The following is a 25,113-nucleotide window of genomic DNA, read 5'->3' as shown; positions in this document are numbered from 1 at the left end:
GAGCCGGGTTCAACGTGTGGGTGCGCCGGCGTCACGGCCGAGGTCGGCGTCCGGGATCAGGGTACCGTCCGCAACCACGTGATAATCATGACCTTTCCATGTCACCGCCCCCGACATGAAGGCCCAGGAGAAGTTCAGGAACGAGAGGATGTCGCGGATCGGCAACAGTCCGTAGGGGTGCGGGGCGAGGCCGAAGGCCCGCTCGAGCTGCCGGCACAGGACGATCCGGCCGGCGAGCGCCAGGCCCGCCACCACCAGCGCGCCGGTGCCGGCGCCGGGCAGGAGCGCGCCCACCAGGGCCAGCGGGAAGGCGTGGGTGACGATCGAGCCGGCATACCCGGCCGGGTCGACGTTGCGGATGGTGCGGTTCCAGCGCAGCTCGTGCCGCCACAGGCCGGAGAGGTCGGTGTCGACGCTGGTATGGCCGATGGTGAAGCTCGGGATCACCACCCGGCCGCCGAGGCCGCGCAGGGCCGCACCGATGGCGTAGTCGTCGGCCAGGTCGTTGCGGAAGCGGCGGAAGCCGCCGACCGCGTCGAGGTTCGTCCGGGTGAACGCGATGGTGGAGCCGAAGCACGGCTTGGCGAGCCCGAGGCTCAGGCCCATCACCACGTTGGGCAGGAACTGTACGTCGATCGCCAGCGCCGAGAGCTGGTCGTAGAGGCCCCGGAAGGCCGGGACGCCGTGGTACAGGCAGGTGACGCCCGAGACGCCGTCCTGCGACAGCTCGGCGACGAGCCGCTCCAGGTAATCCGGCCGGACCACCATGTCGCTGTCGGCCAGCACGATCACGTCGTGGGCGATCCGCTCGGCCATGTTGATCAGGTTCGAGACCTTGCGGTTCGAGCCGTGCTGGCGGCCGTCGATCACCAGGTCGATGCGGGCGGCCGGGTAGGCCTGCTTCAGCCGCTCGACCACGCCGATGGCCGGGTCGGCGGCCTTCTGCACCCCGAACACCACCTGGACCGGGCCGGCGTAATCCTGGCGCAGCACGGTCTCGAGATTCTCGTACAGGTTGGGCTCGAGGCCGCAGAGCGGCTTCAGCACCGTGACGGACGGGCGGGGCGCGCCCGGCTCCAGCGCAGGCACGGGACGCGCGGCGAACCGGCCGGCGCAGTAGGCGGCCGCCAGCGCGTAGAGGCAGCCCGCCGCCGCCAGGAGCAGGCAGAACAGCGAGAGCCACGACAATGCGTTGAGCGCCAGCGAGGTGAGATCCATCCGGTCGGGTCCGTGCGGTCGTCCGGCCGCCTCAGGCGGCGTTCGCCGCGTGCGACCCGATCGGGACGGCACGCATAGCGGCTGTGAGTACGACGTCGGCAGTCACGGTGTCGGTTTTGCGGCGAGCATGCCGTCGGCGCGCTGCCGGAGGAACTTCACCGCCCCGTCGGCACCGCCGGACTTCAGCGGGGCGGACAGCGCGTTGCGCTGGGCGGCGATCTCGCTGACGTCGCCGTTGAGCAGCACGTCCTGGATCCGGTTGTCGGCATTGACCACGAAATCGACCGCGGAATCGTCGCCGTCGGCCGCGGTGACCCGGGTGGGCACCACGCGCTGGCTGCCGCGCTCCTCGACCTTCGGGGTCACGTCGAACTTGCCGCCGGCCGCCCGGGCCAAGCGGTTGGCGTAGGTCACGGTCAGGCTGCGCTTGAACGCGTCGGTGACCGCCGCCTGCTGCTCCGGGGTGAAGCCCGACCATTTCGAGCCGACCGCGATCCGGGTCATGGCCGGGAAATCGAACGCCTTCTCCAAGGCCGGCCCCACGGCCGCGACCCGGTCGGGCAGGGGGCTCGGGCCGCCCTTCAGGGCGTCGGTGAACGCGGCGTAGAGGTCGCGCACGGTCTGAACCGCGGGATCGTCCGCGGCCCAGGCCGAGACCGGGGCGAAGAGGGGGGCGGCCAGGAGGACAGCGGCCGCGAGCCGACGGGTCAGGCGCACTTCTTCAACTCCTCGCCGTCGCCGATCCGCGAACCCATGCGGGGCGGGGCGTAGCTGTAGAACGGGCCGAGCGTGGCCGGTTGCGGCACCAGCTTGGCGGTGCGGCCGATGCCGGCGCCCGGCTCGGCGGCGGACTCGGCGGCGGATTCGGCAGCGACCTCGGCGGCGGTCTCGGCCGCGAGCTTGGCCTCGATCCGGTGCCAGAGCAGCAGGCCCGGCACGCCGACGCCGAGATCGGCGAAGCGCTTGACCAGCGACAGGGCCAGCGCCGCCTCGGCCGGAATGTTGAACAGGCCGCAGAGCGCGATCAGGCCACCCTCCTGGGCGCCGAGCGCGCCCGGCACCGCGAAGGCCGCGCCGCGGACCGCCTGGGCCAGGCTCTCGATCACCAGCGCCTGAGCAAAGTCGACCGGGTAACCCATGAAATGCAGGCAGATGTAGACTTCGAGGGTCCCAATGACCCAGCCGACGAGGTGGATCGCCAGCGCCGCGACGAAGCGGCCATGGTTGCCGTACATCCGGCGCAGGCTGTCGTAGAGCTGGTCGATGGCACCGAACGCGCGCCATTCACGGCCGGAGGCGAAGCGGGTCATCAGGCCCTGGATGATCCGGTGCCCGGCCCGCCGCTGGATGAGGTAGAAGGCGCCCAGCGCCGGCACAGCGACGGCCAGGCCACCCGCCACCGTCCGGGCGATCGGCCCGTCGCCCGCGATCAGGACCAGCAGGCCGAGGCCGATCACCGTGAACAGGAGCTGGGTCAGCGCCTGCGTCATCAGGTCCACGAACATGCTGGCGCCGGCCATGGCACCGGGGACGCCGCGCTTGGACATCAGCCGTGCGCCGACGAAATCGCCGCCCACGGTCGCCACCGGCAGCAGCGTGTTGATCCCCTCGCGCACGAACCGCAGCGACACGCAGTCGCCGAGCCGGGCCATGCCCGCGGGGAACACGATGTGCCAGCCGAGCCCCGCCCAGGCGACGGCGGCCAGGCGGGCCACCACCACCAGGGCGGCACCCCAGCCGGCGCTCATGACGGCGGCCGACACGTCCTCCAAGCCGGAGGACATGAACAGGCCGACGACCGTGCAGAGACCGGCGATCGAGGCCAAGGTCGTCAGGCGCTTCATAATGGTCTTTCAAGCTCGCAAGTGGCTTGATGCGGGAAATCGGTCACGGTCGCGGCAGAAATAGGTCCGGGCGGCCAAGAACGTTTCTGCCACGTTGCAGCACGGATTACCGGTGTCTATCACCCGTTTGACACACCGGGGGCCAAAGCGGTGGCCGGGCCGAGGAGCCCGCGCAGAAGACCGCGGCACGTCGCAGAAGGGGCACACGTCATGGAGCGCGAATCACCGATCACGGCCGTTGAGGCCGTGAGCGACGACACGCATGCCGGCGGCCTCCGGGGCGGAATAGAGCCCGGCGTCCCGGCGCCTCACTCCCCGGTCATGGCCTGGAACGAGTGGGACCCGCTGGAGGAGGTGATCGTCGGATCCCTCGACGGCGCCACCATCCCGACCCATCACCTCACGGTGATCTTCAACCTGCCGCGGGCGGCCCAGCCGTTCTACCGCTTCGCCAGCGGCTGGAAATACCCGAAGTTCATGAAGAAGCTCGCGCAGCAGGAGCTCGACAACTTCATCAAGATCCTCGCCGGAGAGGGCGTCAAGATCCGCCGCCCGGACGCGGTGGACTTCTCCCGCAAATTCAAGGCGCCGCGCTGGACCTCCCGGGGCTTCTGCGTCGCCTGCCCGCGCGACCCGTACCTGGTCATCGGCGACGAGATCATCGAGAGCCCGATGTGCTGGCGCTCGCGCTACTTCGAGGGCGACGCCTACCGGTCGCTGTTCAAGGAGTATTTCCGCGCTGGCGCCCGCTGGACCTCGGCCCCGCGCCCGCAGCTGACCGACGACCTCTACAACTACGATTACCGGGTGCCGAACCTGAAGGCCGGCGAGCCCATGCAGTTCACGGTCAACGAGTTCGAGCCGGTCTTCGACGCCGCCGACTTCGTCCGCTGCGGCCGTGACCTGTTCGTGACCCGCTCGAACGTCACCAACCTCATGGGCATCGAGTGGCTGCGCCGCCACCTCGGCCCGGGCTTCCGCATCCACGAGATCGAGAGCCGCTGCCCGCAGCCGATGCACATCGACTCGTCGTTCATGCCGCTCGCCCCCGGCAAGGTACTGGTGAACCCGGACTACATCGACGTCGAGAAGCTGCCCGCCGTGCTCAAGAAGTGGGACGTGCTGATCGCCCCGCGCCCCGACCCGGTCGAGGGCTTCATGAGCAAGATCTCGATGTGCTCGCCCTGGACCTCGATCAACGTCCTGGCGATCACCGAGAAGAAGATCGTCGTGGACCAGAGCCAGCCGACCCTTATCAAGGCGCTCAAGGACTGGGGCTTCGACCCGATCCCGGCGCCGTTCCTCAGCTACGGTCCGTTCGGCGGCTCGTTCCACTGCGCCACCCTCGACGTCCGCCGCCGCGGTGTGCTGAAGTCGTATTTCTAGGGTTTCGGAGCTGCGTGACGGCGTCCAACGCCGTCCGCAGGACAAAGCACCGCGTCATCCCGGGGCGCTGCAGGCGGCCTCGGGATGACGAGGCGGGTGTTCAAGCGCCCGTGCAACGCTGGCACCCCCGCGAGAACGCGCGCGGCTTCACGGTGTGGCGCCCGCCGGTCACGGCGCGGAAATCCCCGCGATCAGCGCCGTGTTGAACCCCTCGGGATCGGACATCTGCGGCGCGTGGCCGAGCGCCGGGAACTCCACGAGCCTGGCCCCCGGGATCGCCTTGGCCGCCGCCTTGCCCAGCTCCGGATAGTTCCCGAGCTTGCTGCGCATGTCCGGCGGGGCGAGGTCCTTGCCGATCGCCGTGTTGTCCTTCTGGCCGATCATCAGCAGGGTCGGCACCGCGATCTGCGGCAGGCGGTAGACCACCGGCTGGGTCAGGATCATGTCGTAGAGGAGCGCCGAGTCCCAGGCGACCACCTCCTTGCCCGGGCCGGCGTTCAGCCCGGCCAGCATCGTCACCCAGGGCTCGTAGCGGGGCTCCCACTGGCCGGCGTAGTAGGTGGCGGTCTCGTAGGCGCGGATCGAAGCCGCCGAGACCTTGAGCTCGCGCTGGTACCATTGCTCCACCGAGACCGGGGGGACGCCCTTGGCGCTCCAATCCTCCAGGCCGATCGGGTTGACCAGCACCAGCTGCGCGACGTCCTTCGGGTAGAGCAGGGCGTAATGCGCGGCCATCATGCCGCCGGTGGAATGCCCCACCAGGATCGGCCGCGCGACCCCGAGCTTGTCGAGCAGGGCGTGGGTGTTCTCGGCGAGCTGCCGGAAGGTGAACTGATAGGCGGCCGGCTTGCTCGACTTGCAGAACCCGATCTGGTCCGGGGCGATCACCCGGTAGCCGGCCCCGGTCAGCGCCCGGATCTGGCTCTCCCAGGTCGCCGCGCAGAAGTTCTTGCCGTGGAGCAGCACCGCGGTGCGCCCGTTCGGCGTCGCGGGCCGCACGTCGAGATAGGCCATCTGCACGTCCTGGCGCTGCGACGTGAGGGTGAAGCGCTCGACCGGGAAGGGGTACTCGAACCCTTCGAGTTCGGGCCCGTAGGCCGGCTCGGCCGCAGCAGCGCTCGGAAGCGGGAGGGCCGGGATAGCCACGGCCAGGAGGGTGAGGGCGAGGACGGATCTGAGCATGGGCTGCCGGAAGCTTGAGCGGCGAGGGGCGTTGCGCCGTCCGCTCAGATCGGGCGGGCAGGACGCCCTGTCTACAGGATACCCTGTCCGAGTGGCGGCGACGCGCATCTTCGCGGCCGCGCCGGCCCGCGCTATCTGTCTCGCGTCCCGCCGGTCCGTGGCCCGGAGCCCCCACAAGGAATTTCCGACGATGCGCTTCCCCGCCGTGGCCGTCCTCACCGGCGCCCTGGTCCTCGCCGCGGTACCGGCCCGGGCCGCGGATGCCTGCGACGCGCTTGCCGCCAAGGTGATCCGGATCACGGGCGCCTCGCTCGCGGGCCGGGAGGGGCCCTACGCGGTGTTCCGGGCCCAGGATGCCGAGCGGATGAGCCTCGATTGCCGGGCACCGGCCCGGATCACCATCGCCTCCCGCGACCGGGAGCCCGGAATCGCCTTCTTCGTCCTGGTCGGGCTGGCCGCCCGGGCGCTCACCGGCGCGGAGCCGCAAGCGGCCGAGGTGCTGGCGCTCAACCTTCACCAGGACAGCCTGCTGGCCGACGCGCCGCGGCGGGGCGGCACCAGCCGGGCGCTGATGCTGTGCGAGACCGGACCCCGGACGGATGGGCTCCGGGACGACCTGACGGTCTGCCGGGTCGCACCCCGGGCCGGGGTTTCGCGAATCCGCCGCGCGGGGTAGAGCGCTGCCCATGTCGACAAACGCAACACCCGGTCCCGTCGTCCAGGTCGGTCCCGTCGTCCAGGTCGGTCCCGTCGTCCAGGTCGGCGCGGCGCGCTTCGGAAATCACCTGCCGCTGACGCTGATCGCCGGCCCCTGCCAGCTCGAGGGGCGCAGCCACGCCCTGGAGATCGCCGCAGCGCTCAAGGAGATGGCTGCGGGTCTCGGCATCGGCCTCGTGTTCAAGACCTCGTTCGACAAGGCCAACCGGACGTCCGGGAGCGCCGCGCGGGGCATCGGCCTCGAAGGCGCCTTGCCGGTCTTCGCCGAGATCCGCGAATCCCTCGGCCTGCCGGTGCTGACAGACGTGCACGCCGCCGAGCATTGCGCGCCAACCGCCGAGGCCGTGGACGTGCTCCAGATCCCGGCCTTCCTGTGCCGCCAGACCGACCTCCTCCTGGCGGCCGCCGCCACGGGCCGGGCGGTCAACATCAAGAAGGGACAGTTCCTGGCCCCCTGGGACATGAAGCACGTCGCCGCCAAGGTGACGGAGGCCGGCAACCCCAACGTCATCGTCACCGAGCGCGGTGCCTCGTTCGGCTACAACACCCTCGTCTCGGACATGCGCAGCCTGCCGATCATGGCGCAGGTGACCCACGGCGCGCCGGTGGTGTTCGACGCCACTCATTCGGTGCAGCAGCCGGGCGGGCAGGGCGCCAGCTCCGGCGGCCAGCGCGAATTCGTCGCCGTGCTGGCCCGGGCCGCCGTAGCGGTCGGCGTGGCGGGGGTGTTCATCGAGACCCACCCGGATCCAGACCGGGCCCCGTCGGACGGCCCCAACATGGTCGCCCTGCGCGACCTGCCGGCTTTGCTCGAGGACCTGATCGCCTTCGATCGCCTGGCCAAGCGCCGCTACGCCTGAGCGCGGTCAAGCCGGCCGGAGCACGTGGATCCGCAGGGGCTGGACCAGGGCGTAGCGCCCGTCTGCCTCGCACTCGGCCGCGCCCAGGAAGGCCGCCTCGACGATCGGCCGCCGGTCCCGGATCGTCGCCGTGCGGGCGGGATCGACCGCGCTGACCCGTGCCAGGAAACCGTCCAGGTCGGCGAAGCTCTCGCGCCGGGCGAGGGTCACGTCCTGGCGGCACAGGAAGGTCCCGGCCGCCAGGGCCGACGCGATGGCGTCCTGCGCTGCGGCCCGGACCGCCGTCTCGTCCTCGATCGGTCGCAGGGCGTCGAAGAAGCTGCCCTCGGCCAGGGGCTCCACCACCACCAGGGTCCCACCCGGCACCAGGATCCGGGCCGCCTCGCCGAGGGCGGCGGTGGGGTTGGGCACGTGATGCAGGGCATTGACCATCACGGCGGCATCGAAATGCGCGTCGGGAAACGGCAGGGCCTCGGCCGAGGCGGCTTCGAATCGCGCGGCCGGCACGGCGTCGCGGGCCTTGCCCAGGGCCGTCTCGCCCGGATCGACGCCCGTGACCAACGCGCCGTCCTCGGCGAGCCGTTTCGCCAGGGTCCCGGGTCCGCATCCGATGTCGAGGATGCGCTTGCCGGCGAGCGGCGCGAAGGTGTCGCGGATCAGCGTGAGGGCATCCATGGCGTTGGCTTTCCGGAACCGCGCCGTTCGCGGCGCCAGCGTAGGTAAGCAGTTTCCGCTTGGAACGGGATGCGCGAGCCGGCGTCATACCGGCTGGGATTGCGTCGGACGTCTCTCCGGTCGCGCCCGCATCCTGAGCTTGGAAGACCTCGAAGGCGCCCTCCAGCCAGCCGCGCGACCTCTGGAGGGCTAGCCCCGTCACACCTCAGGACGGGGGTGAGATTGGGACCTTCGTCCCTCGAAACGGGCGTGAGATAGGAACCGGGCGGTCGGACGGTCGCGGCACCAAAGCCCCGCCCTCACCCGCGACGCGACACCCGCCCGGTGCAGGCGCACCATGATGCGGAAAGTATTCACAAGATCAGTGGCTGGCACTTGCGAGTGCCCAGGCCACCGGCAGTGATTCTGGCCTACGATGCGGAGATGAACCGTCGTTCAGGCCGTCATGGTTATCAAAATCCGCACGTGAAAACTCGGAACCGTTCGTCGTGCAGCCACGTTGGTGGGCATGTTCGATCGAGGATCGAGAAGGAACGTCATGCGCAAGATCGGTATCATTGCCACCGCCGCCGCCCTGGCCCTCGGTAGCGTCGCCGCCACGACCGGCGCCGAGGCCCGTCCGTACGGCTTCCATGGTGGATACGGCCACGGCTATGGTCACGGCTACGGCTACCGGGGCGGACGTCGCGGCATCGGAACCGGCGCGGCCATCGGCCTCGGGATTGCCGGCCTGGCGGCCGGCGCGGTCGCTGCCGGCGCGGCCAACAACTACTACAACCGTGGCGGCTACGGCCCGACCTACGGCGCCCCGGCTTACGGCTACGGCGCTCCGGCGTACGGCGGCTATTACGGCGCCCCCTACTAAGGGCGACGATCCCAACGGATCTGAAGGGCGACCGGCGCGAGCCGGTCGCCTTTTTCATGTCCGGTCAGCGACCGCGATAGGGGGCGACCCCGGTGTCAGGCAGCCAGATCGTCTTCGGCGGCTCGCCGGTCTGCCAGAACACGTCGATCGGAATGCCGCCGCGGGGGTACCAGTATCCACCGATCCGCAGGTAGCGCGGCTCCAGCAGGTCGCGCAGGCGCTTGCCGATCGCCACGGTGCAATCCTCGTGGAACGCCCCATGGTTGCGGAACGCGCCGAGATAAAGCTTGAGCGACTTCGATTCCACGAGCCAGTCGCCCGGCACGTAGTCGATTACCAGGATGGCGAAATCCGGCTGGCCGGTGACCGGGCAGATCGAGGTGAACTCGGGCGCGGTGAACCGCGCCACGTAATCGGTATCGGCATGCGGGTTCGGCACCCGGTCGAGGCGGGCATCCGCGGGGGAGGACGGCAGCGGGGTGGGCTGGCCGAGCTGCAGGGTCTCAGGCGTGGTCATGGCGTCTTTATAAGCCCGCGTGCGGTCCGACGCACCCATGCGCGCCGCGACCAATTCTTTACCGGTTTCCGTCACGATCCGTGCAGCGGGTGGCCGTCGACGCTGTCCTAAGCCGGTACGATACGATGCGTCTCGTTGCCTTCGGGTTGATTGCGATGGTCGCGGCTGCAGCCGCTCCCGCCCGCGCTCGGGAAGACGACGCGGTCCAGCGCATGCTCGATGCCATGACCAGCCACGACCTCTGTGCCCGCAACGACGTCCAGCTGCGCCGGCTGAACCGATCCCTGGCCGCGACGCCGGTCCGGCACCCGGCCCCGCTGCGCGTGCGGTAGGCCCGCACGTCAGCGTTGCGCTTCATCGCTGTCACGACACGTGCACAGGCGCCGCCTAACCGGATGCTTGCCGCCGGACGCGGCTTGACGGATAAGCCGCCGCGATGCGCCGCACCCCGGATCGGGGCCGCCGCTGCCGACAAGCGGCCCCGCGAGAGGACCTGTAATGACCGCGATCACCAATATCAGCGCCCGCGAGATCCTCGATAGCCGCGGCAACCCCACGGTCGAGGTCGATGTCCTGCTGGAGGACGGCTCGTTCGGCCGCGCCGCCGTCCCGTCGGGGGCGTCCACGGGCGCCCACGAGGCGGTCGAGCTGCGCGACGGCGACCAGAGCCGCTTCATGGGCAAGGGCGTGCTCAAGGCGGTCGAGGCCGCACAGACCGAGATCCTAGACGCGATCGGCGGCATGGAGGCCGAGGATCAGGTCGCGGTCGACGAAGCGATGATCGAGCTCGACGGCACCCCCAACAAGGCGCGCCTCGGGGCGAACGCGATCCTCGGTGTCTCGCTCGCGGTCGCCAAGGCGGCGGCCGAGGCCTCGGGCCTGCCACTCTACCGCTACGTCGGCGGCGTGCAGGGCCGGGTCCTGCCGGTGCCGATGATGAACATCATCAACGGCGGGGCGCACGCCGACAACCCGATCGACTTCCAGGAATTCATGATCATGCCGGTGGGCGCGGAGTCGCTCGCCGACGCCGTGCGCATGGGCTCCGAGGTGTTCCACACCCTCAAGGGCAAGCTGAAGAAGGCCGGCCACAACACCAATGTCGGCGACGAGGGCGGCTTCGCCCCGAACCTGCCGTCGGCCGAGGCCGCCCTCGACTTCGTGATGGACGCGATCAGTGCCGCGGGCTTCAAGCCGGGCACCGACATCGCGCTGGCGCTCGACTGCGCCGCCACCGAATTCTTCAAGGGCGGCGCCTACGCGTACGAGGGCGAGGGCACGACCCGGTCCATCGAGGCCCAGGTCGATTACCTGGCCCAGCTGGTCGCCAACTACCCGATCCTGTCGATCGAGGACGGCATGTCCGAGGACGACTGGGCCGGCTGGAAGCTCTTGACCGACAAGATCGGCGCGCGCTGCCAGCTCGTGGGCGACGACCTGTTCGTCACCAACGTCGAGCGCCTCTCCCGGGGCATCGCGGAGCAGACCGCCAACTCGATCCTGATCAAGGTCAACCAGATCGGCTCGCTCACCGAGACCCTGGCGGCCGTCGATATGGCCCAGCGCGCCGGCTACACCGCGGTGATGTCCCACCGCTCCGGCGAGACGGAGGATTCGACCATCGCGGATCTCGCGGTCGCCACGAATTGCGGGCAGATCAAGACCGGCTCGCTGGCCCGCTCCGACAGACTGGCGAAGTACAACCAGCTGATCCGCATCGAGGAGGGCCTCGGTCCGCAGGCACTCTACGCCGGACCCGCGGCGATCAAGCACCTGGCGCGCGGCTGATCTGTCAACGGCCGTATAAACCACCTTGTCATTCCGGGGCCGCGAGGCGGTACCCGGAATCCAGAAACTCCGTCGCGTCAGGACCGTGCACCGTGGGCGGTCCTGGAGTCCGGGGCTCGCCTGCGGGGCCCCGGAATGACGGGGTTGGTATCCGAGTGCGCCTGCGCCGGTTCACGCCGCCGGCAGCGTCCAGACCTTCTGCGGCCGCGCCAGCCCCCGCAGCTCGATGATCCCCACCGGCTCCAGCGGCCGGGCGCACCGCTCCGCGAAGGAATCCGAGACCAGCAGCGTGTGGCCGAGCGCCTCGCACTGGCTCTCGATCCGGCTTGCCTCGTTCACCGCCCGCCCGATCACCGTGAAGTCGAGGCGGCGCTCGGTGCCGACATTGCCGTAGACCACCGTCCCGAAATGCACGACGCAGTCGGCCGTCAGTTCCGGTAGCCCCGCGGCCCGGCGGCGATCGTTGAGTGCGGCGTTGGCCGCCAGCCCGTCCGCGGCGGCGTCGAGGGCGCTGTTGCAGACGGGGCAGGGCAGGATGCCGGCGTCGGCCACCGGGAAGATCGCCAGGAAGCCGTCGCCGAGGAATTTCAGGATCTCGCCGCCGTGCCGGGCCACGGGATCGCCCAGCGCGTCGAAATGCTCGTTGAGCCAGGCGACCATGTCGTAAGGGTCGGCCCGGTCGGACAGGGCCGTGAAGCCGCGTAAGTCCGTGAGCAAGATCGCGGCCGGGACGGCCCGGCCCTGGCCGCGCTGGATCTGCCCGTCGAGGACCCGCTCCGCGGTGGAGCGCCCGAGATAGGTCGCCGTGACCTCGCGCAGGGTATGCCCGAGGCCGAGCTTGGCCACCGCCAGCGCGAAGGTCGGCATGACCGCCGCGACCGCCGCGAGGTCGGCCTGCGAGAAGCCCGCGCGGGCCTGGGTGCAGAACGAGATCGCGATGCCGCGCAACGCCGTGCCGGGTGCGAAGCCGACGATCTGGACCGCGTACTCGGTGCCGCCCTCGGCGCGCAGGGCGTGCAGGATCGGATAATCCGTTTCCGGACCGGGGCTGTCGAGGCGCCAGCGTCCGAAGGTCTGGCCCCGCTCCAGCATCGCGAAGATCGGGCTGCGGAGCCAGTCGGCCTCCTGCTCGGCGCCGTGCGGATTCGGCACGAAGGTCAGACCCTGGTCGAGGAGCCAGTTCAGGCTGACGCCCCGCACCGTCGGGTCGATGGCCGGCGACATGACGCTGACCCGCCAGAGCGGGACGCCGGCCGCGCACAGGGCCTCGCAGACCCGGGCCAGCATCGTGTCGTGGTCGTCGGTCGCGGTCGCGTGCTCCGCGATCCAGCGCGTCAGCTCCGTCATGTCCATCGGTGCGCCGGAGTTCCCTTCCCTGGGTCCGGATCATACCCGATGGGCACGAACCGGCAGCACCGAAAAACTCCGTTAACCTTTCCGCGCGAGGCTGGCGCCATGGTCGTCCGTCGCCGCGTCAGAATGGTCGTTTTGCCCCTGGGTCTCTGGACCCTGTCGGCGCTCGTGGTCGGCTTCTTCGTGTGGCAGGCCGAGAGCGGCAACCGCGGCCTCGAAGCCAAGAAGGTGCTGAAGATCCGCGCCTACGGCCTCACCCGGGAACTCGCCGCCGTTCGGGCGGAGCGGGCGACCTGGGAGCACCGGGTCACCCTGCTCAAGAGCGACCAGATCGACCGCGACCTCCTCGAGGAGCGCGCCCGGATCGTGCTGGGCCGCGTCCACGCCAACGACGTGGTCATCATCACACCCTGAGATCACGCCCTGCCGTCGCGCTGCGACCTGAGGTCAGCCCTGTCGCGCCCTGAAAGCCGGTAGTTCCCGGTCGGGGCGATGCCGTCGTTTCGCTCTGACAAGAGGGGCGACCTGTCAGAGCGTCCACCCTCGCTTTCCAAACGGTGCTGTCCTACACCCCGTTCCAGTCGCGTGGAATCACGGGGAGAGCGCCGATGGACGCTGCCAAGGAGCCTGCGAAGGACGATTCGTCCTCGCAACCGCAGATCGGAAGCTCGGAGGCTGGAAGCGCTCAGGTTATCGACGCGCACAAGCCGGCGCCCAACATGCCGCAATTCAACCGCGAAGAAGATCTCCACGCCTATCACGAGATGCTGCTGATCCGGCGTTTCGAGGAGAAGGCCGGCCAGCTCTACGGCATGGGCCTGATCGGCGGGTTCTGCCACCTCTATATCGGCCAGGAAGCCGTGGTGATCGGCATGCAGATGGCCTCGGTCGACGGCGACCAGGTCATCACCGGCTACCGCGACCACGGCCACATGCTGGCCTGCGGCATGGACCCCAAGGGCGTCATGGCCGAGCTGACCGGGCGCCGGGGCGGCTACAGCCGTGGCAAGGGCGGCTCCATGCACATGTTCAGCCGGGAGAAGCAGTTCTTCGGCGGCCACGGCATCGTCGGCGCCCAGGTCTCGCTCGGCACCGGCCTAGCCTTCGCAGACCGTTACCGGGAGAACGGCAAGGTCAGCCTCACCTACATGGGCGACGGCGCGGCCAACCAGGGCCAGGTCTACGAGAGCTTCAACATGGCGGCGTTGTGGAAGCTGCCCGTGGTCTACGTGATCGAGAACAACCGCTACGCCATGGGCACCTCGGTGGCCCGGGCCTCGGCGCAGACCGACTTCTCCAAGCGCGGCCTCTCCTTCGGCATCCCGGGCGAGCAGGTCGACGGCATGGACGTGCGCACGGTGCGCGAGGCGGCGGCGCGGGCGGTCGAGCACGCCCGCTCGGGCAAGGGCCCCTACATCCTGGAGATGCAGACCTACCGCTACCGCGGCCATTCCATGTCCGATCCGGCCAAGTACCGGACCAAGGACGAGGTCTCGAAGATGCGCGACGAGCACGACCCGATCGAGATGGTGCGCAAGCGCCTGCTCGAGCTGCACGGGGTGCCGGAGGCGGAGATCAAGGCGACCGACGCCAAGGTCCGCGAGACCGTGAACGCGGCGGCCGAGTTCGCCACCAACGATCCCGAGCCGGATCCCGCCGAGCTCTGGACCGACATCCTGCTGGATGCGCACGCCTAGCGCGTCCGCGAAACCCTGGCCGCCCCGACCGAAAAGACGACCGCAGAGCTGAGCATGGCGACCGACATCCTGATGCCCGCCCTCTCCCCCACCATGGAGGAGGGCAAGCTCGCCAAGTGGCTGAAGAAAGAGGGTGACCCGGTCAAATCCGGCGACGTGCTGGCCGAGATCGAGACCGACAAGGCAACCATGGAGGTCGAGGCGATCGACGAGGGCGTGCTCGCCAAGATCCTGATCGCGGAGGGCACCGAGGGCGTCGCGGTCAACACGCCGATCGCCATCATCGCGGGTGAGGGCGAGGACGTGGCCGAGGCGGCCGCCGGCGGCGGCAAGGCCAAGCCCAACGGCGCGGGCGGCCACCCGGCCCCGACGCCGGACATGCAGGCCGAGGGGATGGCCGAGAAGCCCGCCCCGGCGGCCAAGACCGGCTCCGACGCCCCGAACGCGCCGGCGGCGCCGGCCATCATCACCAACAAGGCCGACGAGCCGGTGATGGAGGAGTTCCCGGCCAACACCCCGATGGTCACCACCACGGTCCGCGAGGCCCTGCGCGACGCCATGGCGGAGGAGATGCGCCGCGACGGCGACGTCTTCGTCATGGGTGAGGAGGTCGCCGAGTATCAGGGCGCCTACAAGATCACGCAGGGGCTGCTGCAGGAATTCGGCGCCCGGCGGGTGGTCGACACCCCGATCACCGAGCACGGCTTCGCCGGCATCGGCGTCGGCGCGGCGTTGTCCGGCCTGAAGCCGATCGTCGAGTTCATGACCTTCAACTTCGCCATGCAGGCGATCGACCACATCATCAACTCGGCGGCCAAGACCCTGTACATGTCCGGCGGCCAGCTCGGCTGCCCGATCGTGTTCCGCGGCCCCAACGGCGCGGCCGCCCGGGTCGGCGCCCAGCACAGCCACGATTATTCCGCGTGGTACTCCAACGTGCCGGGCCTGAAGGTGATCGCCCCCTACACGGCCTCGGACGCCAAGGGCCTGCTCAAGGCCGCGATCCGCGACCCGAACCCGATCATCTTCCTGGAGAACGAGATCCTCTACGGCCAGTCCTTCCCGGTGCCGCAGCTCGACGACTTCGTGCTGCCGATCGGCAAGGCGCGGGTTCACCGCACCGGCAAGGACGTGACCATCGTGTCCTTCGCGATCGGCATGACCTACGCGCTCAAGGCCGCCCAGGCCCTGGCCGAGCAGGGCATCGAGGCCGAGGTGATCGACCTGCGCACGATCCGCCCGATGGATTCCGAGACGGTGGTGCGCTCGGTGAAGAAGACCGGCCGCTGCATCACCGTGGAGGAGGGCTTCCCGCAATCCGGCATCGGCGCCGAGATCGTGGCCCGCCTGATGGTCGACGCCTTCGACTACCTCGACGCCCCGGTCCTGCGCATCACCGGCAAGGACGTGCCGATGCCCTACGCGGCGAACCTGGAAAAGCTCGCTCTGCCGACCGTGGCCGAGGTCGTCGAGGCGGCCAAGAGCGTCTGCTACAAGTGACGGGACTCGCGGGCGGCGCCGCAGCCCCGTCCGTCTGCCTCGAACGGGTTCGGAAACCAGCCGGCGCGCCATGAGCCAGGATCCCACACAGGACTTCGTCGAGCTGGCCGTCCCGCCGGACGCCCGCGCGCAGGGCGGCATTGAGGTGCTGCGCGCGGCCGTGGTGGACGGTGCCGTGAGCGTGGCGCTGCGTCGGTCGTTCGACGATCCCGCGACCTGGGGACGGCTGCTGCTCGACCTCGGCCGGCAGGCGGCCCGCGCCTACGCGCTGGAGACCGACATGTCGGAAGAGGAGGCGTTCGAGCGCATCCGCGCCGGCTGGGAGGCCGAGGGGCTCGACCCCGGCGGCTTCAACTAGCGATGGCGGCATCCGACCATGGCTGAGGCAGCGATCCGACTGGCAACCTACGCCGATCTCGTGGCCGTGCCGGAGCATCTCGTCGCCGAGATCATCGATGGCACCCTGGAGACACACCCGCGTCCGCGGCCTGGGCACGCCAGCGCGGCAGTACGGCTCTCCAGCGAGCTCGATTTTACCTTCAGCCGTGGGCGTGGGGGTCCCGGGGGTTGGATCTTCATGATCGAGCCGGAGCTTCATCTCGACCCTCACGTGGTCGTGCCCGATCTCGCTGGCTGGCGCCGCGAGCGGATGCCGACCGAACCCGCGGATGCCTTCATCACGACCGCGCCGGATTGGGTCTGCGAGATCCTGTCGCCGTCCACCATGCGCCTCGACCGCGGTCCCAAGCGCCGCATCTACGCGGAGGCGGGGATCGGCCACCTCTGGCTGCTCGATCCGGCCGCGGGCGTGCTGGAAGGGTTTGCCCTGATGGACGGGCGCTGGCTGCTGCTGGCCACGATCCAGCGCGGCGAGACCGTGGCCCTGCCGCCCTTCGACGCCGTCCCGTTCCCCCTGGACGACCTGTTTCCTTTCGACGATCCGGCCGCCCCGGCCTTGCCCGAGACCTGATGCCATGCCGATCAACGTGCTCATGCCCGCCCTCTCGCCGACCATGGAGAAGGGCAACCTGGCCAAGTGGCTGAAGAAGGAGGGCGACGCCGTGAAATCCGGCGACATCCTCGCCGAGATCGAGACCGACAAGGCGACCATGGAGGTCGAGGCGATCGACGAGGGCGTGCTCGCCAAGATCGTCGTGCCCGAGGGCACCGCCGACGTGCCGGTCAACGACCTGATCGCGGTGATCGCCGTCGAAGGCGAGGATCCGTCGAGCGTGCCGGCCACGGGCGGCGGCAAGGCCGAGCCGGAGGTCAAGGCCCAGCCAAAATCCGGGCCGACATCGGCCGAGCCGGCGCCGGCCGACCAGAACACCACGCCCGGCGGCGGCCACATGTCCTACGAGCGGGTGAACGCGGCGCCGGAGGGCGCCCAGCCGGGCGGGACCGCGCCGCAGCAGCAGGGCGGTTCGGGCGGCCGGGTCTTCGCCTCGCCGCTCGCGCGCCGGATCGCCAAGCAGGAGGGCGTCGAGCTCGCCGCCGTGGAGGGCACCGGCCCGCACGGGCGGATCATCGCTCGCGACGTCCAGGCCGCCAAGGCCTCCGGGACCACCAAGGCGCCGGCCGCCCAGCAGCCCGCCGCCGAGGCGCCCAAGGCGGCAGCGCCCGCTCCGAAGGCGGCGCCCGTGGGCGGGGCGCCGGCCGGCCTCACCCTCGATCAGGTCCGGGGCTTCTACGCCAAGGGCTCCTACGAGGAGGTGCCGCTCGACGGCATGCGCAAGACCATCGCCAAGCGCCTCACCGAGGCGATGCAGGTGGCCCCGCACTTCTACCTCACGGTGGATTGCGAGCTCGACGCGCTGATGGCGCTGCGCGAGACGCTCAACGCCTCCGCGGGCAAGGACAAGGACGGCAAGCCGGCCTTCAAGCTGTCGGTCAACGACTTCGTCATCAAGGCGATGGGCCTGGCGCTCACCCGCGTGCCCGCCGCCAATGCGGTCTGGGCCGAGGACCGGGTGCTGCGTTTCAAGCAGGCCGAGGTCGGCGTCGCGGTGGCGATCGACGGCGGGTTGTTCACTCCGGTGATCCGCCGGGCCGACGAGAAGACCCTGTCCACCATCTCGAAGGAGATGAAGGATTTCGCCGCCCGGGCGCGTGCGAAGAAGCTCAAGCCGGAGGAGTACCAGGGCGGCGTCACCTCGGTGTCGAACCTCGGCATGTTCGGGATCAAGCACTTCACCGCGGTGATCAACCCGCCGCAATCGAGCATCCTGGCGGTGGGGGCCGGCGAGAAGCGCGTCGTCGTCAAGGACGGCGCCCCGGCGGTGGTCCAGGTGATGACCGCCACCCTGTCCTGCGACCACCGCGTCCTCGACGGTGCGCTGGGCGCGGAGCTAGTCGCGGCCTTCAAGGGGCTGATCGAGAACCCGATGGGCATGTTGGTCTGAGCCGGAGCACGCAATGTCCGACACCTACGACATCCTCATCATCGGCGCTGGCCCCGGCGGCTACGTCACGGCGATCCGGGCGGCGCAGCTCGGCTACAAGACGGCGGTGATCGACCGGGAGCACCTGGGCGGCATCTGCCTGAACTGGGGCTGCATCCCCACCAAGGCGCTGCTGCGCTCGGCCGAGATCTACCACTACATGCAGCACGCCTCCGATTACGGCCTGTCGGCCAAGGAGGTGTCGTTCGACACCGCGGCCATCGTGAAGCGCTCGCGGGGCGTCTCGGGTCGGCTCAACGGCGGCGTCGGCATGCTGCTGAAGAAGAACAAGGTCGACGTCATCTGGGGCGAGGCCTCGGTCGACAGCGTCGCCACGGGCAACCAGCCCGGCCAGGTCACCGTAAAGGAGTCCAAGCGCGCCGAGCCGCCCAAGGGCGCCAAGGGAGCGGGCAGCTACCAGGCCAAGCACATCATCGTGGCCACCGGCGCCCGGCCGCGGGCGATCCCCGGGATCGAGCCCGACAAGAAGCAGATCTGGACCTATTACGAGGCCATGGTCCCCGAGACGATGCCCAAGAGCCTGCTCGTCATGGGCTCGGGCGCGATCGGTATCGAGTTCGCCTCGTTCTACCGGACCATGGGCGCCGAGGTGACCGTGGTGGAGCTGCTGCCGCAGATCCTGCCGGTGGAGGATGCCGAGATCGCGGGCCTGGCGCGCAAGCGCTTCGAGAAGCAGGGCATCAAGATCCTCACCGGCGCCAAGGTGACCAAGGTCGAGAAGGGCGCCGATTCGGTCACGGCGACCATCGAGGGCGGGGACGGCACGTCACAGACAATCACCGCGGAGAAGCTGATCTCGGCGGTGGGAGTGGTCGGCAACATCGAGAATATCGGCCTCGAAAAACTCGGGGTGAAGATCGACCGCGGTATCGTCGTCACCGACGGGCTGGGCCGGACCAACGTCCCGGGCCTGTACGCTATCGGCGACGTTGCCGGCCCCCCGATGCTGGCCCACAAGGCCGAGCACGAGGGCGTCATCTGCGTCGAGACCATCAAGGGCCTGCCCACCCACCCGATGGACAAGGCCAAGATCCCGGGCTGCACCTATTGCCAGCCGCAGATCGCCAGCGTCGGCCTAACCGAGGCCAAGGCCAAGGAGCTGGGCTTCGCCGTCAAGGTCGGTCGCTTCCCGTTCGCCGGCAACGGCAAGGCGATTGCGCTGGGTGAGCCGGACGGCCTCGTCAAAACGGTGTTCGACGCCAAGACCGGCCAGCTGCTCGGCGCCCACATGGTCGGCGCCGAGGTGACCGAGCTGATCCAGGGCTACGTCGTGGCGATGAACCTGGAGAGCACCGAGGAGGAGCTGATGCACACGGTGTTCCCGCACCCGACGCTCAGCGAGATGATGCACGAGAGCGTGCTCGACGCCTATGGCAAGGTGATCCACAGCTGACCGGTGGCGCGTCACGCCTGCGCACAACGGTTTTCGGCGGTCTCACACGTCCGACAGCCGAAACGCGCGTTGCTTGACGCAACAGCGCGGAAAGCAACGCGGGATAAGCGTGAGGATCGCTGCTCGTGGAGGCGCCGCTACGTCGGCGCCGCGGCGTTCGCGCGCGCCGTCATGGCAAGGCCGATGCCCTGGAACAGGGCGATTACGAACACGGTCGCCAGGCTTCCCCCGATAGGAATTAGCGCCAGAGCCCACGGATCGAAACGACAGACCAACAGCAATGTGACAACGCTTCCGATCACGGACGCGATGATCATGCGAAAAATACAGCATTCCGACGGCTGCATGATGTCTCCCGGTCGGCTACCCCCCCAACCTATAATTGTAATTTTAACCAAAGATTGCAATCGAAAATAGTACGCAGCACCGTGGCGTGATCTCTGTTCCGCTGTTTCGCCGCCAAGGCGGCTGCGCGGTCTACGGTCTCAACCCGTTCGCCGACGGCATGCAGGGACCGGCGGCCCGTCTCCAATGGCGTTTGGTTTACTTAAACGATCAAGGAGCCCGGATCGGGGGCGGTGAAACGGCTTGAGCGATTACCTGTGTCAAACGCTCATCCGGTCCCGCGCTCCACCGGCTCCGCCTGATCTTGAGACGGCACATAGGCGCACCACTCGCAGATGCCGCGCTCGGCGCCGCGACTGGCGTTACGCTGCGAACAGAGCGGGCAGACGAGCAGGATCAGCCGTCCGCCCGACCGGAGCGCCAGGCCCCGCCCGCGGAACGTGACCTCCGTCACCTCATCGCCAGCCCGCCGATCGCGCATCCTGTCGCTCATCGGGCCTCCGCGGTACCGCGCTGCGGGCCAGCGAGAAACGCGACTCGAACCTTCGATTTCAACGGCATGGCGACGCGACCCTCGAACGAATTCAGGGATACAAGCGGCGGGCCAACGAATGGCTCCGCTTGGCCTGTGAATCCCACGGATGCACGGGGCGCAAATCCTGCCTAAGAGTGGCCGCGACCGGGAGTGGTCCGCCGGCCTGATTCCGGTTTGGAGCGGGCGCGCGCAGGCGGTCGAGGGCAGGCGGCCGGAGCCGATCGCAGCGCGATCGAGCGCGGTTCTCAGGCAGGAGCTTTGTGGGATACAATGCCGGAGCAAGCACAGACGACGACCGCCGAAAGCGGCGTTCCGACCTTCGGGGACGTTGCCCGGGCCGCGGAGCGGATCGCCGGGATCGCCCACCGGACCCCCGTGCTGACCTCGCGCACCGCCGATGCGCGGACCGGCGCGAAACTGTTCTTCAAGGCCGAGAACCTGCAGCGGGGCGGGGCCTTCAAGTTCCGCGGCGCCTACAACGCGATCAGTGCCCTGCCGGAGGCGGTCCGCGCCCGCGGGGTGCTGTCGTTCTCCTCGGGTAACCACGCCCAGGCGATCGCCCTGGCGAGCCAACTGCTCGGCATCCCGGCGACCATCGTGATGCCGGGCGACGCCCCCACGGCCAAGATCGCGGCGACCCGGGGCTACGGCGCCGAGGTCGTGCTGTACGACCGCTACACCCAGGATCGGGAGGCGCTCGGCCGGGAACTCGCCGAGCCCCGGGGCATGACGGTGATCCCGCCGTTCAACCACCGCGACGTGATCGCCGGACAAGGGACGCTGGCGCAGGAACTGATCGCGGAGGCCGGCCCCCTCGACGTGCTGGTGGCCTGCCTCGGCGGCGGCGGCCAGCTCGCGGGCTGCGCGCTCGCCGCCGCGGAATTGTCGCCCGGCTGCCGGGTGATCGGCGTGGAGCCGGAGGCCGGCAACGACGGGCAGCAATCGTTCCGCGGGGGCGCGATCGTGACCATCCCGGTTCCTCGGACCATCGCGGACGGGGCGCAATCGACGGCGCTCGGCGACCTTACCTTCGCGATCATCCGCCGGGATGTCGCCGACATCCTGACCGTTTCGGACGCGCAGCTCGTCGAGACCATGCGGTTCTTCGCCGAGCGCATGAAGATTTTGGTCGAGCCGACCGGCTGCCTGGCGGCGGCAGCGGTTTTGCACGGGCTGGTCGACGTCAAGGACAAGCGCGTCGGCGTGGTGATCAGCGGCGGCAACGTCGATCTCGCCACCTTCGCGCGGCTCACGGGCGAAACGGCCTGACGCGCCGAATGCCGCGGCCCTGTGGCCCGGCCGTAGTGGACCGGGCGGGGACGGATGCTTATCTTGTGCCTGTCAGAATGCGCGCTCCCGGGCCTTGAACCCGGATGGGCGGGAGGGTGACGATGTTTGCAGGCTTCAAGGTTCTTTCGCTGACCGATCGCGCGGCCGAGCGGATCAAGGCGATCATGGCGGATGCCGACCGGCCGATCGCGGGCCTACGGGTCGGCGTTCGCAACGGCGGCTGCGCCGGCATGTCCTACACGATGGAATATGCCGAGGCGGCCAATCCCGGCGAGGACGTGGTCGAGGATCGCGGCGTCCGGGTGTTCGTCGATCCGAAGGCGGTGCTGTTCCTGCTCGGCACCGAGATGGACTTCACCACCACCAAGCTCGCCTCGCAGTTCGTCTTCAACAACCCGAATCAGACCTCGGCCTGTGGCTGCGGCGAGTCGGTGGCGATCACGCCGGTCTCGGAAGAGCGGATCCCGGCCCGGGTCTAGGGCGTCGTCCCGAAGGATGACGTCCGGCCTTCGGGAAATTCGATGTGCGATCGACGACCTAGCGCATCATTCTGGCTGCGGTACCCAGGATGATGCCCGAACGCTTCGCGTCAGGCCACCTGCGGGAGCGACTCGGCCGCATCGTCCACGACGCGGTTCCGGCCGGCGCGCTTGGCCGCGAACATGCACAGGTCGGCGCGCTCCAGGAGTGAGGCCGGGCTGTCGCTGGCGTGCAGAACCGCGATGCCGAGCGAGATCGTGACCTTGCCGAGCGACTCGCCGGTGGAGCGCTTCACGAGTTCCCGGCCCATCACGCTGGTCCGGACCTTCTCGGCCACCTGTCGGGCCAGGACCCGGTCGGCGCCGGGCAGCACGATGCCGAACTCCTCGCCACCGAACCGGGCGAGCAGCGCCTGCGGGCCGGCATTCTCCCGCATCACGATCGCCACGAGCCGCAATACCTGATCGCCCGTGAGATGGCCGTACAGGTCGTTGAAGCGCTTGAAGAAGTCGATGTCGAGCACGACCAGGCTCATCGGCACGCCCCCGAAGCGGGACGTGTCCAGGGACGCCTTCAGCATCTCCTCGAAATGCTTGCGGTTCGCCAGCCCGGTCAGCGCATCGGTCAGGCTCTCGATCCGGCTCGCCTCAAGCTTCTCGCGCAGGGTCTCGATCTCGGTGCGGGTCTCGCGCATCCGGGCCTCGAGGACGCGGTTGTTCACCGCGACCTCGCGGGTGGTGGAGACCAGGGTCGATACGATCTCGCCGAGGCGCACCCGGGTCGGCATGCCCTCCTGGGCGAGGTCCTGGGCCAGGCCGCGCAGGGCTTCGCCATATTGCGTGGTGGAACCGAGCGACAGGTCGAGGATCTCGGTCACCGCTCCGATCTCATCGAGCACGCTGCGGCTGACGTCGCCGGCGGCGCTCGTGAGCTGGCGCCCATCGAGATAGGTCTCGTGCAGGTCGTCGATGTCCGACTCGGTCAGGCAGCCGTTCTCGGTGGTCCGGCGCTTGACCGCGTCGCCCAGCAGCGGCAGCTCACCGGACACGTAGGCGTACCAGACCGCGTAGGCCCGGGGGGTGGCTGAGGGACCGTAATCGTGGATCAGATCGTGAGCCCGCTTCGCCAGCGCGAAGCTGCGGTCACGATCGGAATAGGTCTCCTGGCTCATCCGTAACCTGCGGTCCGAGGCCGCCGGTGGATCAATAAACCCGGCCCAAGACCAGTCTAGTGCCGGTTCGTAGCCGGAACGTTAAGCCGGACGTTACTTCTCTTTCTTTGCCAAAACTGGTCGAAGCAAGAAGGCCGGGACATGTGAACCAAGTCCGACCGGGGTATCCCCGTCGGGCTCGTTGCGGCGGCTGCGATCTTCGCGCACCCGCTCCTCGCGAACGGGTTCGGGGCGCGGAGCCGGACGGGTGTCGCCACGCGCGGCGGCCGACCCGCCGCGGGAGCGCTGGCGCCCACCGCCCTCGCGGCCATTCGGCTTGGCCTCGGCCCGAGGCTCCGACCTGCCATCGGTCGCGCGCGGCTCCGGTGCCCTGGCCTCCACCAGACCGGTCTCCGACGATCTGCTGTCGGGAGTCCTGCTGTCGGAAGTCTTACCCTCGGATGATCTGCCCTCGGAGGCGCGCCGCTCGGAGCGTCCCCCCGATGACCGCCCTTCGGACGAGCGCCCCTCGGACGACCGGCCCTCGGACGAGCGCCCCTCGGATTTGCCCGAACGCGCGCCGCGGCGGCCCTCGCCCGAGCGGCCGCGATGCCGCGTGCCGGTATCGGCGGACGGATCGGCCACGGTGGACAGGTCACCGTCGAACCAAGGGATCGGCTGCCCGATCAGCGCCTCGATGGCGACCAGCGAGCGGTCGTCCCCGGGAGCGACCAGGGTGTAGGCGGCGCCGCTCCGGCCCGCCCGGCCGGTGCGGCCGATCCGGTGAACGTAATCCTCGGGGTGGTGCGGGATGTCGAAGTTGAAGACGTGGCTGACCGCCGGGATGTCGAGGCCGCGGGCCGCCACGTCGCTGGCGACCAGCAGGGCGGTCTCGCCGGCGCGGAACGCGTCCAGCGCGGTTGTACGCGCCCGCTGGTCCATGTCGCCGTGGAGCGCGGCGGCGTCGAAGCCGTGGCTGACCAGCGACTTCTGCAGCAGCGCGACGTCGCGCTTGCGGTTGCAGAAGATGATCGCATTGTTCAACTCGGACTCACCGCGGATCAGGGTGCGCAGGCGCTCGCGCTTGGCATGACCCTCGGAGCCGACCGCCACCAGCCGTTGCGTGATGGTCGAGGCCGTGGAGGCCGGCCGCGCCACCTCGATCCGCTGCGGGTTGTGCAGGAACATATCCGCCAGCCGCTCGATCTCCGGCGGCATGGTCGCCGAGAAGAACAGCGTCTGCCGGGTGAACGGCACCATCTTCACGATCCGCTCGATGTCGGGGATGAACCCCATGTCGAGCATGCGGTCGGCCTCGTCGATGACCAGCAGCTCGACTCCGGTGAGCAGCAGCTTGCCGCGCTCGAAATGGTCGAGGAGCCGGCCCGGCGTGGCGATCAGCACGTCGGTGCCGCGCGTCAGCTTGGCGTCCTGGTCCGCGAAGGACACGCCGCCGATGATCAGCGCGACGTTGAGCTTGTGGTTGGTGCCGTAGCGATCGAAATTCTCGACCACCTGCGCGGCGAGCTCGCGCGTCGGCTCCAGGATCAGCGTGCGGGGCATCCGGGCGCGGGCGCGGCCGTTCTCCAGCAGCGTCAGCATCGGCAGCGTGAACGCCGCGGTCTTGCCAGTGCCGGTCTGGGCGATGCCAAGGACGTCCCGGCGCGCGAGCACGTGAGGGATCGCCTGCGCCTGGATCGGCGTCGGCTCGGTGTAGCCCGCCGTCTCGACGGCGTTGAGGACTTTTTCGCTCAGTCCCAGGTCGGAAAAAGGCATCTGCGTTCAGGAACCGTTGCGCGCCCGGCCGGCGCGGTGGACACCGTCGCGGCAACGGCTCGGGAGGGCTCACGTAAGGC

Annotated in this window: 26 protein-coding genes; 15 read left to right on the top strand and 11 right to left on the bottom strand. The window is 69.5% G+C overall.

Going from position 1 to position 25,113, the window contains the following annotated elements; genetic code table 11:
* Window positions 1-9: 9 nt before the first annotated feature.
* The 3 genes from hpnI to ACYQPG_RS22160 form a co-directional block, all read right to left on the bottom strand.
* Window positions 10-1,218, bottom strand: a complete 1,209-nt coding sequence (hpnI, locus tag ACYQPG_RS22170) for a bacteriohopanetetrol glucosamine biosynthesis glycosyltransferase HpnI (protein WP_147907982.1) — start codon at window positions 1,216-1,218, stop codon at window positions 10-12.
* Between the two features lie 102 nt (window positions 1,219-1,320).
* Entirely contained in the window at window positions 1,321-1,935 is a 615-nt protein-coding gene (locus ACYQPG_RS22165) for an MlaC/ttg2D family ABC transporter substrate-binding protein (protein WP_147907981.1), read from the bottom strand.
* Entirely contained in the window at window positions 1,926-3,062 is a 1,137-nt protein-coding gene (locus ACYQPG_RS22160) for a flippase-like domain-containing protein (protein ID WP_147907980.1), read from the bottom strand. Before ACYQPG_RS22160 ends, ACYQPG_RS22165 begins: the two co-directional genes overlap by 10 nt.
* Window positions 3,063-3,272: 210 nt before the next feature.
* On the opposite strand from ACYQPG_RS22160, the gene ACYQPG_RS22155 reads away from it, so the two are divergent.
* On the top strand, window positions 3,273-4,448 hold the full coding sequence (locus ACYQPG_RS22155) for an amidinotransferase (RefSeq protein WP_461231774.1): 1,176 nt from the start codon (window positions 3,273-3,275) through the stop codon (window positions 4,446-4,448).
* Window positions 4,449-4,616: 168 nt separating this feature from the next.
* Here ACYQPG_RS22155 and ACYQPG_RS22150 read toward each other — a convergent pair whose 3' ends face one another.
* Window positions 4,617-5,630, bottom strand: a complete 1,014-nt coding sequence (locus ACYQPG_RS22150; RefSeq protein ID WP_461231772.1) for an alpha/beta fold hydrolase — start codon at window positions 5,628-5,630, stop codon at window positions 4,617-4,619.
* A 190-nt stretch (window positions 5,631-5,820) separates the two neighbouring features.
* On the opposite strand from ACYQPG_RS22150, the gene ACYQPG_RS22145 reads away from it, so the two are divergent.
* Both ACYQPG_RS22145 and kdsA read left to right on the top strand, forming a co-directional pair.
* The gene (locus ACYQPG_RS22145) at window positions 5,821-6,306 is read left to right on the top strand and encodes a hypothetical protein (protein ID WP_147907978.1); all 486 of its coding nucleotides are present in this window, start codon (window positions 5,821-5,823) and stop codon (window positions 6,304-6,306) included.
* A 10-nt stretch (window positions 6,307-6,316) separates the two neighbouring features.
* The gene (kdsA, locus tag ACYQPG_RS22140; RefSeq protein WP_461231771.1) at window positions 6,317-7,207 is read left to right on the top strand and encodes a 3-deoxy-8-phosphooctulonate synthase; all 891 of its coding nucleotides are present in this window, start codon (window positions 6,317-6,319) and stop codon (window positions 7,205-7,207) included.
* Between the two features lie 6 nt (window positions 7,208-7,213).
* Here the strand turns inward: kdsA and ACYQPG_RS22135 are convergent, their stop codons facing one another.
* The gene (locus ACYQPG_RS22135; RefSeq protein WP_147939192.1) at window positions 7,214-7,882 is read right to left on the bottom strand and encodes a class I SAM-dependent methyltransferase; all 669 of its coding nucleotides are present in this window, start codon (window positions 7,880-7,882) and stop codon (window positions 7,214-7,216) included.
* 538 nt (window positions 7,883-8,420) lie between these two features.
* Between ACYQPG_RS22135 and ACYQPG_RS22130 the strand changes: the two genes are divergently transcribed.
* On the top strand, window positions 8,421-8,747 hold the full coding sequence (locus tag ACYQPG_RS22130) for a hypothetical protein (protein WP_147907975.1): 327 nt from the start codon (window positions 8,421-8,423) through the stop codon (window positions 8,745-8,747).
* A 64-nt stretch (window positions 8,748-8,811) separates the two neighbouring features.
* Here ACYQPG_RS22130 and queF read toward each other — a convergent pair whose 3' ends face one another.
* Entirely contained in the window at window positions 8,812-9,264 is a 453-nt protein-coding gene (gene queF, locus ACYQPG_RS22125) for a preQ(1) synthase (RefSeq protein WP_147907974.1), read from the bottom strand.
* A 125-nt stretch (window positions 9,265-9,389) separates the two neighbouring features.
* On the opposite strand from queF, the gene ACYQPG_RS22120 reads away from it, so the two are divergent.
* Together ACYQPG_RS22120 and eno are read left to right on the top strand one after the other, a co-directional pair.
* A complete protein-coding gene (locus ACYQPG_RS22120; protein WP_147939190.1) occupies window positions 9,390-9,596 on the top strand; it encodes a hypothetical protein in 207 nt (68 codons plus the stop codon).
* Between the two features lie 166 nt (window positions 9,597-9,762).
* On the top strand, window positions 9,763-11,052 hold the full coding sequence (gene eno / locus ACYQPG_RS22115; protein WP_147907972.1) for a phosphopyruvate hydratase: 1,290 nt from the start codon (window positions 9,763-9,765) through the stop codon (window positions 11,050-11,052).
* Between the two features lie 171 nt (window positions 11,053-11,223).
* Here eno and ACYQPG_RS22110 read toward each other — a convergent pair whose 3' ends face one another.
* Window positions 11,224-12,405 carry an adenylate/guanylate cyclase domain-containing protein gene (locus ACYQPG_RS22110; protein WP_147939188.1) on the bottom strand — a complete coding sequence of 394 codons (1,182 nt, stop codon included), beginning with the start codon at window positions 12,403-12,405 and terminating at the stop codon, window positions 11,224-11,226.
* A 102-nt stretch (window positions 12,406-12,507) separates the two neighbouring features.
* Between ACYQPG_RS22110 and ACYQPG_RS22105 the strand changes: the two genes are divergently transcribed.
* The 7 genes from ACYQPG_RS22105 (at window position 12,508) to lpdA (ending at window position 19,457) form a co-directional block, all read left to right on the top strand.
* Window positions 12,508-12,819, top strand: coding sequence for an FtsB family cell division protein (locus tag ACYQPG_RS22105; protein ID WP_147907970.1), 312 nt, complete (start codon window positions 12,508-12,510; stop codon window positions 12,817-12,819).
* A 194-nt stretch (window positions 12,820-13,013) separates the two neighbouring features.
* Window positions 13,014-14,102, top strand: coding sequence for a pyruvate dehydrogenase (acetyl-transferring) E1 component subunit alpha (gene pdhA / locus ACYQPG_RS22100; RefSeq protein WP_147907969.1), 1,089 nt, complete (start codon window positions 13,014-13,016; stop codon window positions 14,100-14,102).
* 54 nt (window positions 14,103-14,156) lie between these two features.
* Window positions 14,157-15,602 (top strand): pyruvate dehydrogenase complex E1 component subunit beta, encoded by a 1,446-nt coding sequence (locus ACYQPG_RS22095; protein WP_461231770.1) that lies wholly within the window; start codon window positions 14,157-14,159, stop codon window positions 15,600-15,602.
* A 70-nt stretch (window positions 15,603-15,672) separates the two neighbouring features.
* Window positions 15,673-15,960, top strand: a complete 288-nt coding sequence (locus ACYQPG_RS22090; protein WP_419830229.1) for a DUF5076 domain-containing protein — start codon at window positions 15,673-15,675, stop codon at window positions 15,958-15,960.
* An 18-nt stretch (window positions 15,961-15,978) separates the two neighbouring features.
* Window positions 15,979-16,572 carry a Uma2 family endonuclease gene (locus tag ACYQPG_RS22085; RefSeq protein ID WP_419830228.1) on the top strand — a complete coding sequence of 198 codons (594 nt, stop codon included), beginning with the start codon at window positions 15,979-15,981 and terminating at the stop codon, window positions 16,570-16,572.
* 4 nt (window positions 16,573-16,576) lie between these two features.
* On the top strand, window positions 16,577-18,004 hold the full coding sequence (locus tag ACYQPG_RS22080) for a pyruvate dehydrogenase complex dihydrolipoamide acetyltransferase (RefSeq protein ID WP_461231769.1): 1,428 nt from the start codon (window positions 16,577-16,579) through the stop codon (window positions 18,002-18,004).
* Window positions 18,005-18,017: 13 nt separating this feature from the next.
* Window positions 18,018-19,457: a dihydrolipoyl dehydrogenase gene (lpdA, locus tag ACYQPG_RS22075; RefSeq protein ID WP_147907964.1), complete on the top strand. Its 1,440-nt coding sequence runs from the start codon at window positions 18,018-18,020 to the stop codon at window positions 19,455-19,457.
* Between the two features lie 137 nt (window positions 19,458-19,594).
* On the opposite strand, the gene ACYQPG_RS22070 is transcribed toward lpdA, so the two are convergent.
* The gene (locus ACYQPG_RS22070; protein WP_461231768.1) at window positions 19,595-19,804 is read right to left on the bottom strand and encodes a hypothetical protein; all 210 of its coding nucleotides are present in this window, start codon (window positions 19,802-19,804) and stop codon (window positions 19,595-19,597) included.
* A gap of 266 nt (window positions 19,805-20,070) precedes the next feature.
* Window positions 20,071-20,295, bottom strand: a complete 225-nt coding sequence (locus tag ACYQPG_RS22065) for a hypothetical protein (protein WP_147907962.1) — start codon at window positions 20,293-20,295, stop codon at window positions 20,071-20,073.
* A 312-nt stretch (window positions 20,296-20,607) separates the two neighbouring features.
* On the opposite strand from ACYQPG_RS22065, the gene ACYQPG_RS22060 reads away from it, so the two are divergent.
* Window positions 20,608-21,606: a threo-3-hydroxy-L-aspartate ammonia-lyase gene (locus tag ACYQPG_RS22060; protein WP_461231767.1), complete on the top strand. Its 999-nt coding sequence runs from the start codon at window positions 20,608-20,610 to the stop codon at window positions 21,604-21,606.
* Between the two features lie 122 nt (window positions 21,607-21,728).
* Window positions 21,729-22,106, top strand: coding sequence for a HesB/IscA family protein (locus tag ACYQPG_RS22055; protein WP_147907960.1), 378 nt, complete (start codon window positions 21,729-21,731; stop codon window positions 22,104-22,106).
* 110 nt (window positions 22,107-22,216) lie between these two features.
* Here the strand turns inward: ACYQPG_RS22055 and ACYQPG_RS22050 are convergent, their stop codons facing one another.
* Window positions 22,217-23,278, bottom strand: a complete 1,062-nt coding sequence (locus ACYQPG_RS22050; protein ID WP_461231766.1) for a GGDEF domain-containing protein — start codon at window positions 23,276-23,278, stop codon at window positions 22,217-22,219.
* A gap of 93 nt (window positions 23,279-23,371) precedes the next feature.
* Complete coding sequence (locus ACYQPG_RS22045; RefSeq protein ID WP_419830225.1) at window positions 23,372-25,033, bottom strand: DEAD/DEAH box helicase; 1,662 nt, start codon at window positions 25,031-25,033, stop codon at window positions 23,372-23,374.
* Between the last annotated feature and the right edge of the window lie 80 nt (window positions 25,034-25,113).

The organism is Methylobacterium sp. CM6246 (assembly GCF_054818005.1).
Note: the sequence above shows the minus strand (reverse complement) of the source record. Positions and strands in the feature narration are given on the sequence as shown.

Excerpts from the sequence above, each read along its gene's own strand:
- ACYQPG_RS22105 (WP_147907970.1), top strand. The coding sequence starts at position 12,508 with ATGGTCGTCCGTCGCCGCGTCAGAATGGTCGTTTTGCCCCTGGGTCTC.
- lpdA (WP_147907964.1), top strand. The coding sequence starts at position 18,018 with ATGTCCGACACCTACGACATCCTCATCATCGGCGCTGGCCCCGGCGGC.
- ACYQPG_RS22060 (WP_461231767.1), top strand. The coding sequence starts at position 20,608 with ATGCCGGAGCAAGCACAGACGACGACCGCCGAAAGCGGCGTTCCGACC.
- ACYQPG_RS22150 (WP_461231772.1), bottom strand. The coding sequence starts at position 5,630 with ATGCTCAGATCCGTCCTCGCCCTCACCCTCCTGGCCGTGGCTATCCCG.
- ACYQPG_RS22130 (WP_147907975.1), top strand. The coding sequence starts at position 8,421 with ATGCGCAAGATCGGTATCATTGCCACCGCCGCCGCCCTGGCCCTCGGT.
- pdhA (WP_147907969.1), top strand. The coding sequence starts at position 13,014 with ATGGACGCTGCCAAGGAGCCTGCGAAGGACGATTCGTCCTCGCAACCG.
- ACYQPG_RS22055 (WP_147907960.1), top strand. The coding sequence starts at position 21,729 with ATGTTTGCAGGCTTCAAGGTTCTTTCGCTGACCGATCGCGCGGCCGAG.
- ACYQPG_RS22045 (WP_419830225.1), bottom strand. The coding sequence starts at position 25,033 with ATGCCTTTTTCCGACCTGGGACTGAGCGAAAAAGTCCTCAACGCCGTC.
- queF (WP_147907974.1), bottom strand. The coding sequence starts at position 9,264 with ATGACCACGCCTGAGACCCTGCAGCTCGGCCAGCCCACCCCGCTGCCG.
- ACYQPG_RS22120 (WP_147939190.1), top strand. The coding sequence starts at position 9,390 with ATGCGTCTCGTTGCCTTCGGGTTGATTGCGATGGTCGCGGCTGCAGCC.
- ACYQPG_RS22070 (WP_461231768.1), bottom strand. The coding sequence starts at position 19,804 with ATGCAGCCGTCGGAATGCTGTATTTTTCGCATGATCATCGCGTCCGTG.
- ACYQPG_RS22050 (WP_461231766.1), bottom strand. The coding sequence starts at position 23,278 with ATGAGCCAGGAGACCTATTCCGATCGTGACCGCAGCTTCGCGCTGGCG.
- ACYQPG_RS22110 (WP_147939188.1), bottom strand. The coding sequence starts at position 12,405 with ATGGACATGACGGAGCTGACGCGCTGGATCGCGGAGCACGCGACCGCG.
- ACYQPG_RS22065 (WP_147907962.1), bottom strand. The coding sequence starts at position 20,295 with ATGAGCGACAGGATGCGCGATCGGCGGGCTGGCGATGAGGTGACGGAG.
- ACYQPG_RS22090 (WP_419830229.1), top strand. The coding sequence starts at position 15,673 with ATGAGCCAGGATCCCACACAGGACTTCGTCGAGCTGGCCGTCCCGCCG.
- ACYQPG_RS22085 (WP_419830228.1), top strand. The coding sequence starts at position 15,979 with ATGGCTGAGGCAGCGATCCGACTGGCAACCTACGCCGATCTCGTGGCC.
- hpnI (WP_147907982.1), bottom strand. The coding sequence starts at position 1,218 with ATGGATCTCACCTCGCTGGCGCTCAACGCATTGTCGTGGCTCTCGCTG.
- ACYQPG_RS22145 (WP_147907978.1), top strand. The coding sequence starts at position 5,821 with ATGCGCTTCCCCGCCGTGGCCGTCCTCACCGGCGCCCTGGTCCTCGCC.
- ACYQPG_RS22160 (WP_147907980.1), bottom strand. The coding sequence starts at position 3,062 with ATGAAGCGCCTGACGACCTTGGCCTCGATCGCCGGTCTCTGCACGGTC.
- eno (WP_147907972.1), top strand. The coding sequence starts at position 9,763 with ATGACCGCGATCACCAATATCAGCGCCCGCGAGATCCTCGATAGCCGC.
- ACYQPG_RS22080 (WP_461231769.1), top strand. The coding sequence starts at position 16,577 with ATGCCGATCAACGTGCTCATGCCCGCCCTCTCGCCGACCATGGAGAAG.
- ACYQPG_RS22135 (WP_147939192.1), bottom strand. The coding sequence starts at position 7,882 with ATGGATGCCCTCACGCTGATCCGCGACACCTTCGCGCCGCTCGCCGGC.
- kdsA (WP_461231771.1), top strand. The coding sequence starts at position 6,317 with ATGTCGACAAACGCAACACCCGGTCCCGTCGTCCAGGTCGGTCCCGTC.
- ACYQPG_RS22095 (WP_461231770.1), top strand. The coding sequence starts at position 14,157 with ATGGCGACCGACATCCTGATGCCCGCCCTCTCCCCCACCATGGAGGAG.
- ACYQPG_RS22155 (WP_461231774.1), top strand. The coding sequence starts at position 3,273 with ATGGAGCGCGAATCACCGATCACGGCCGTTGAGGCCGTGAGCGACGAC.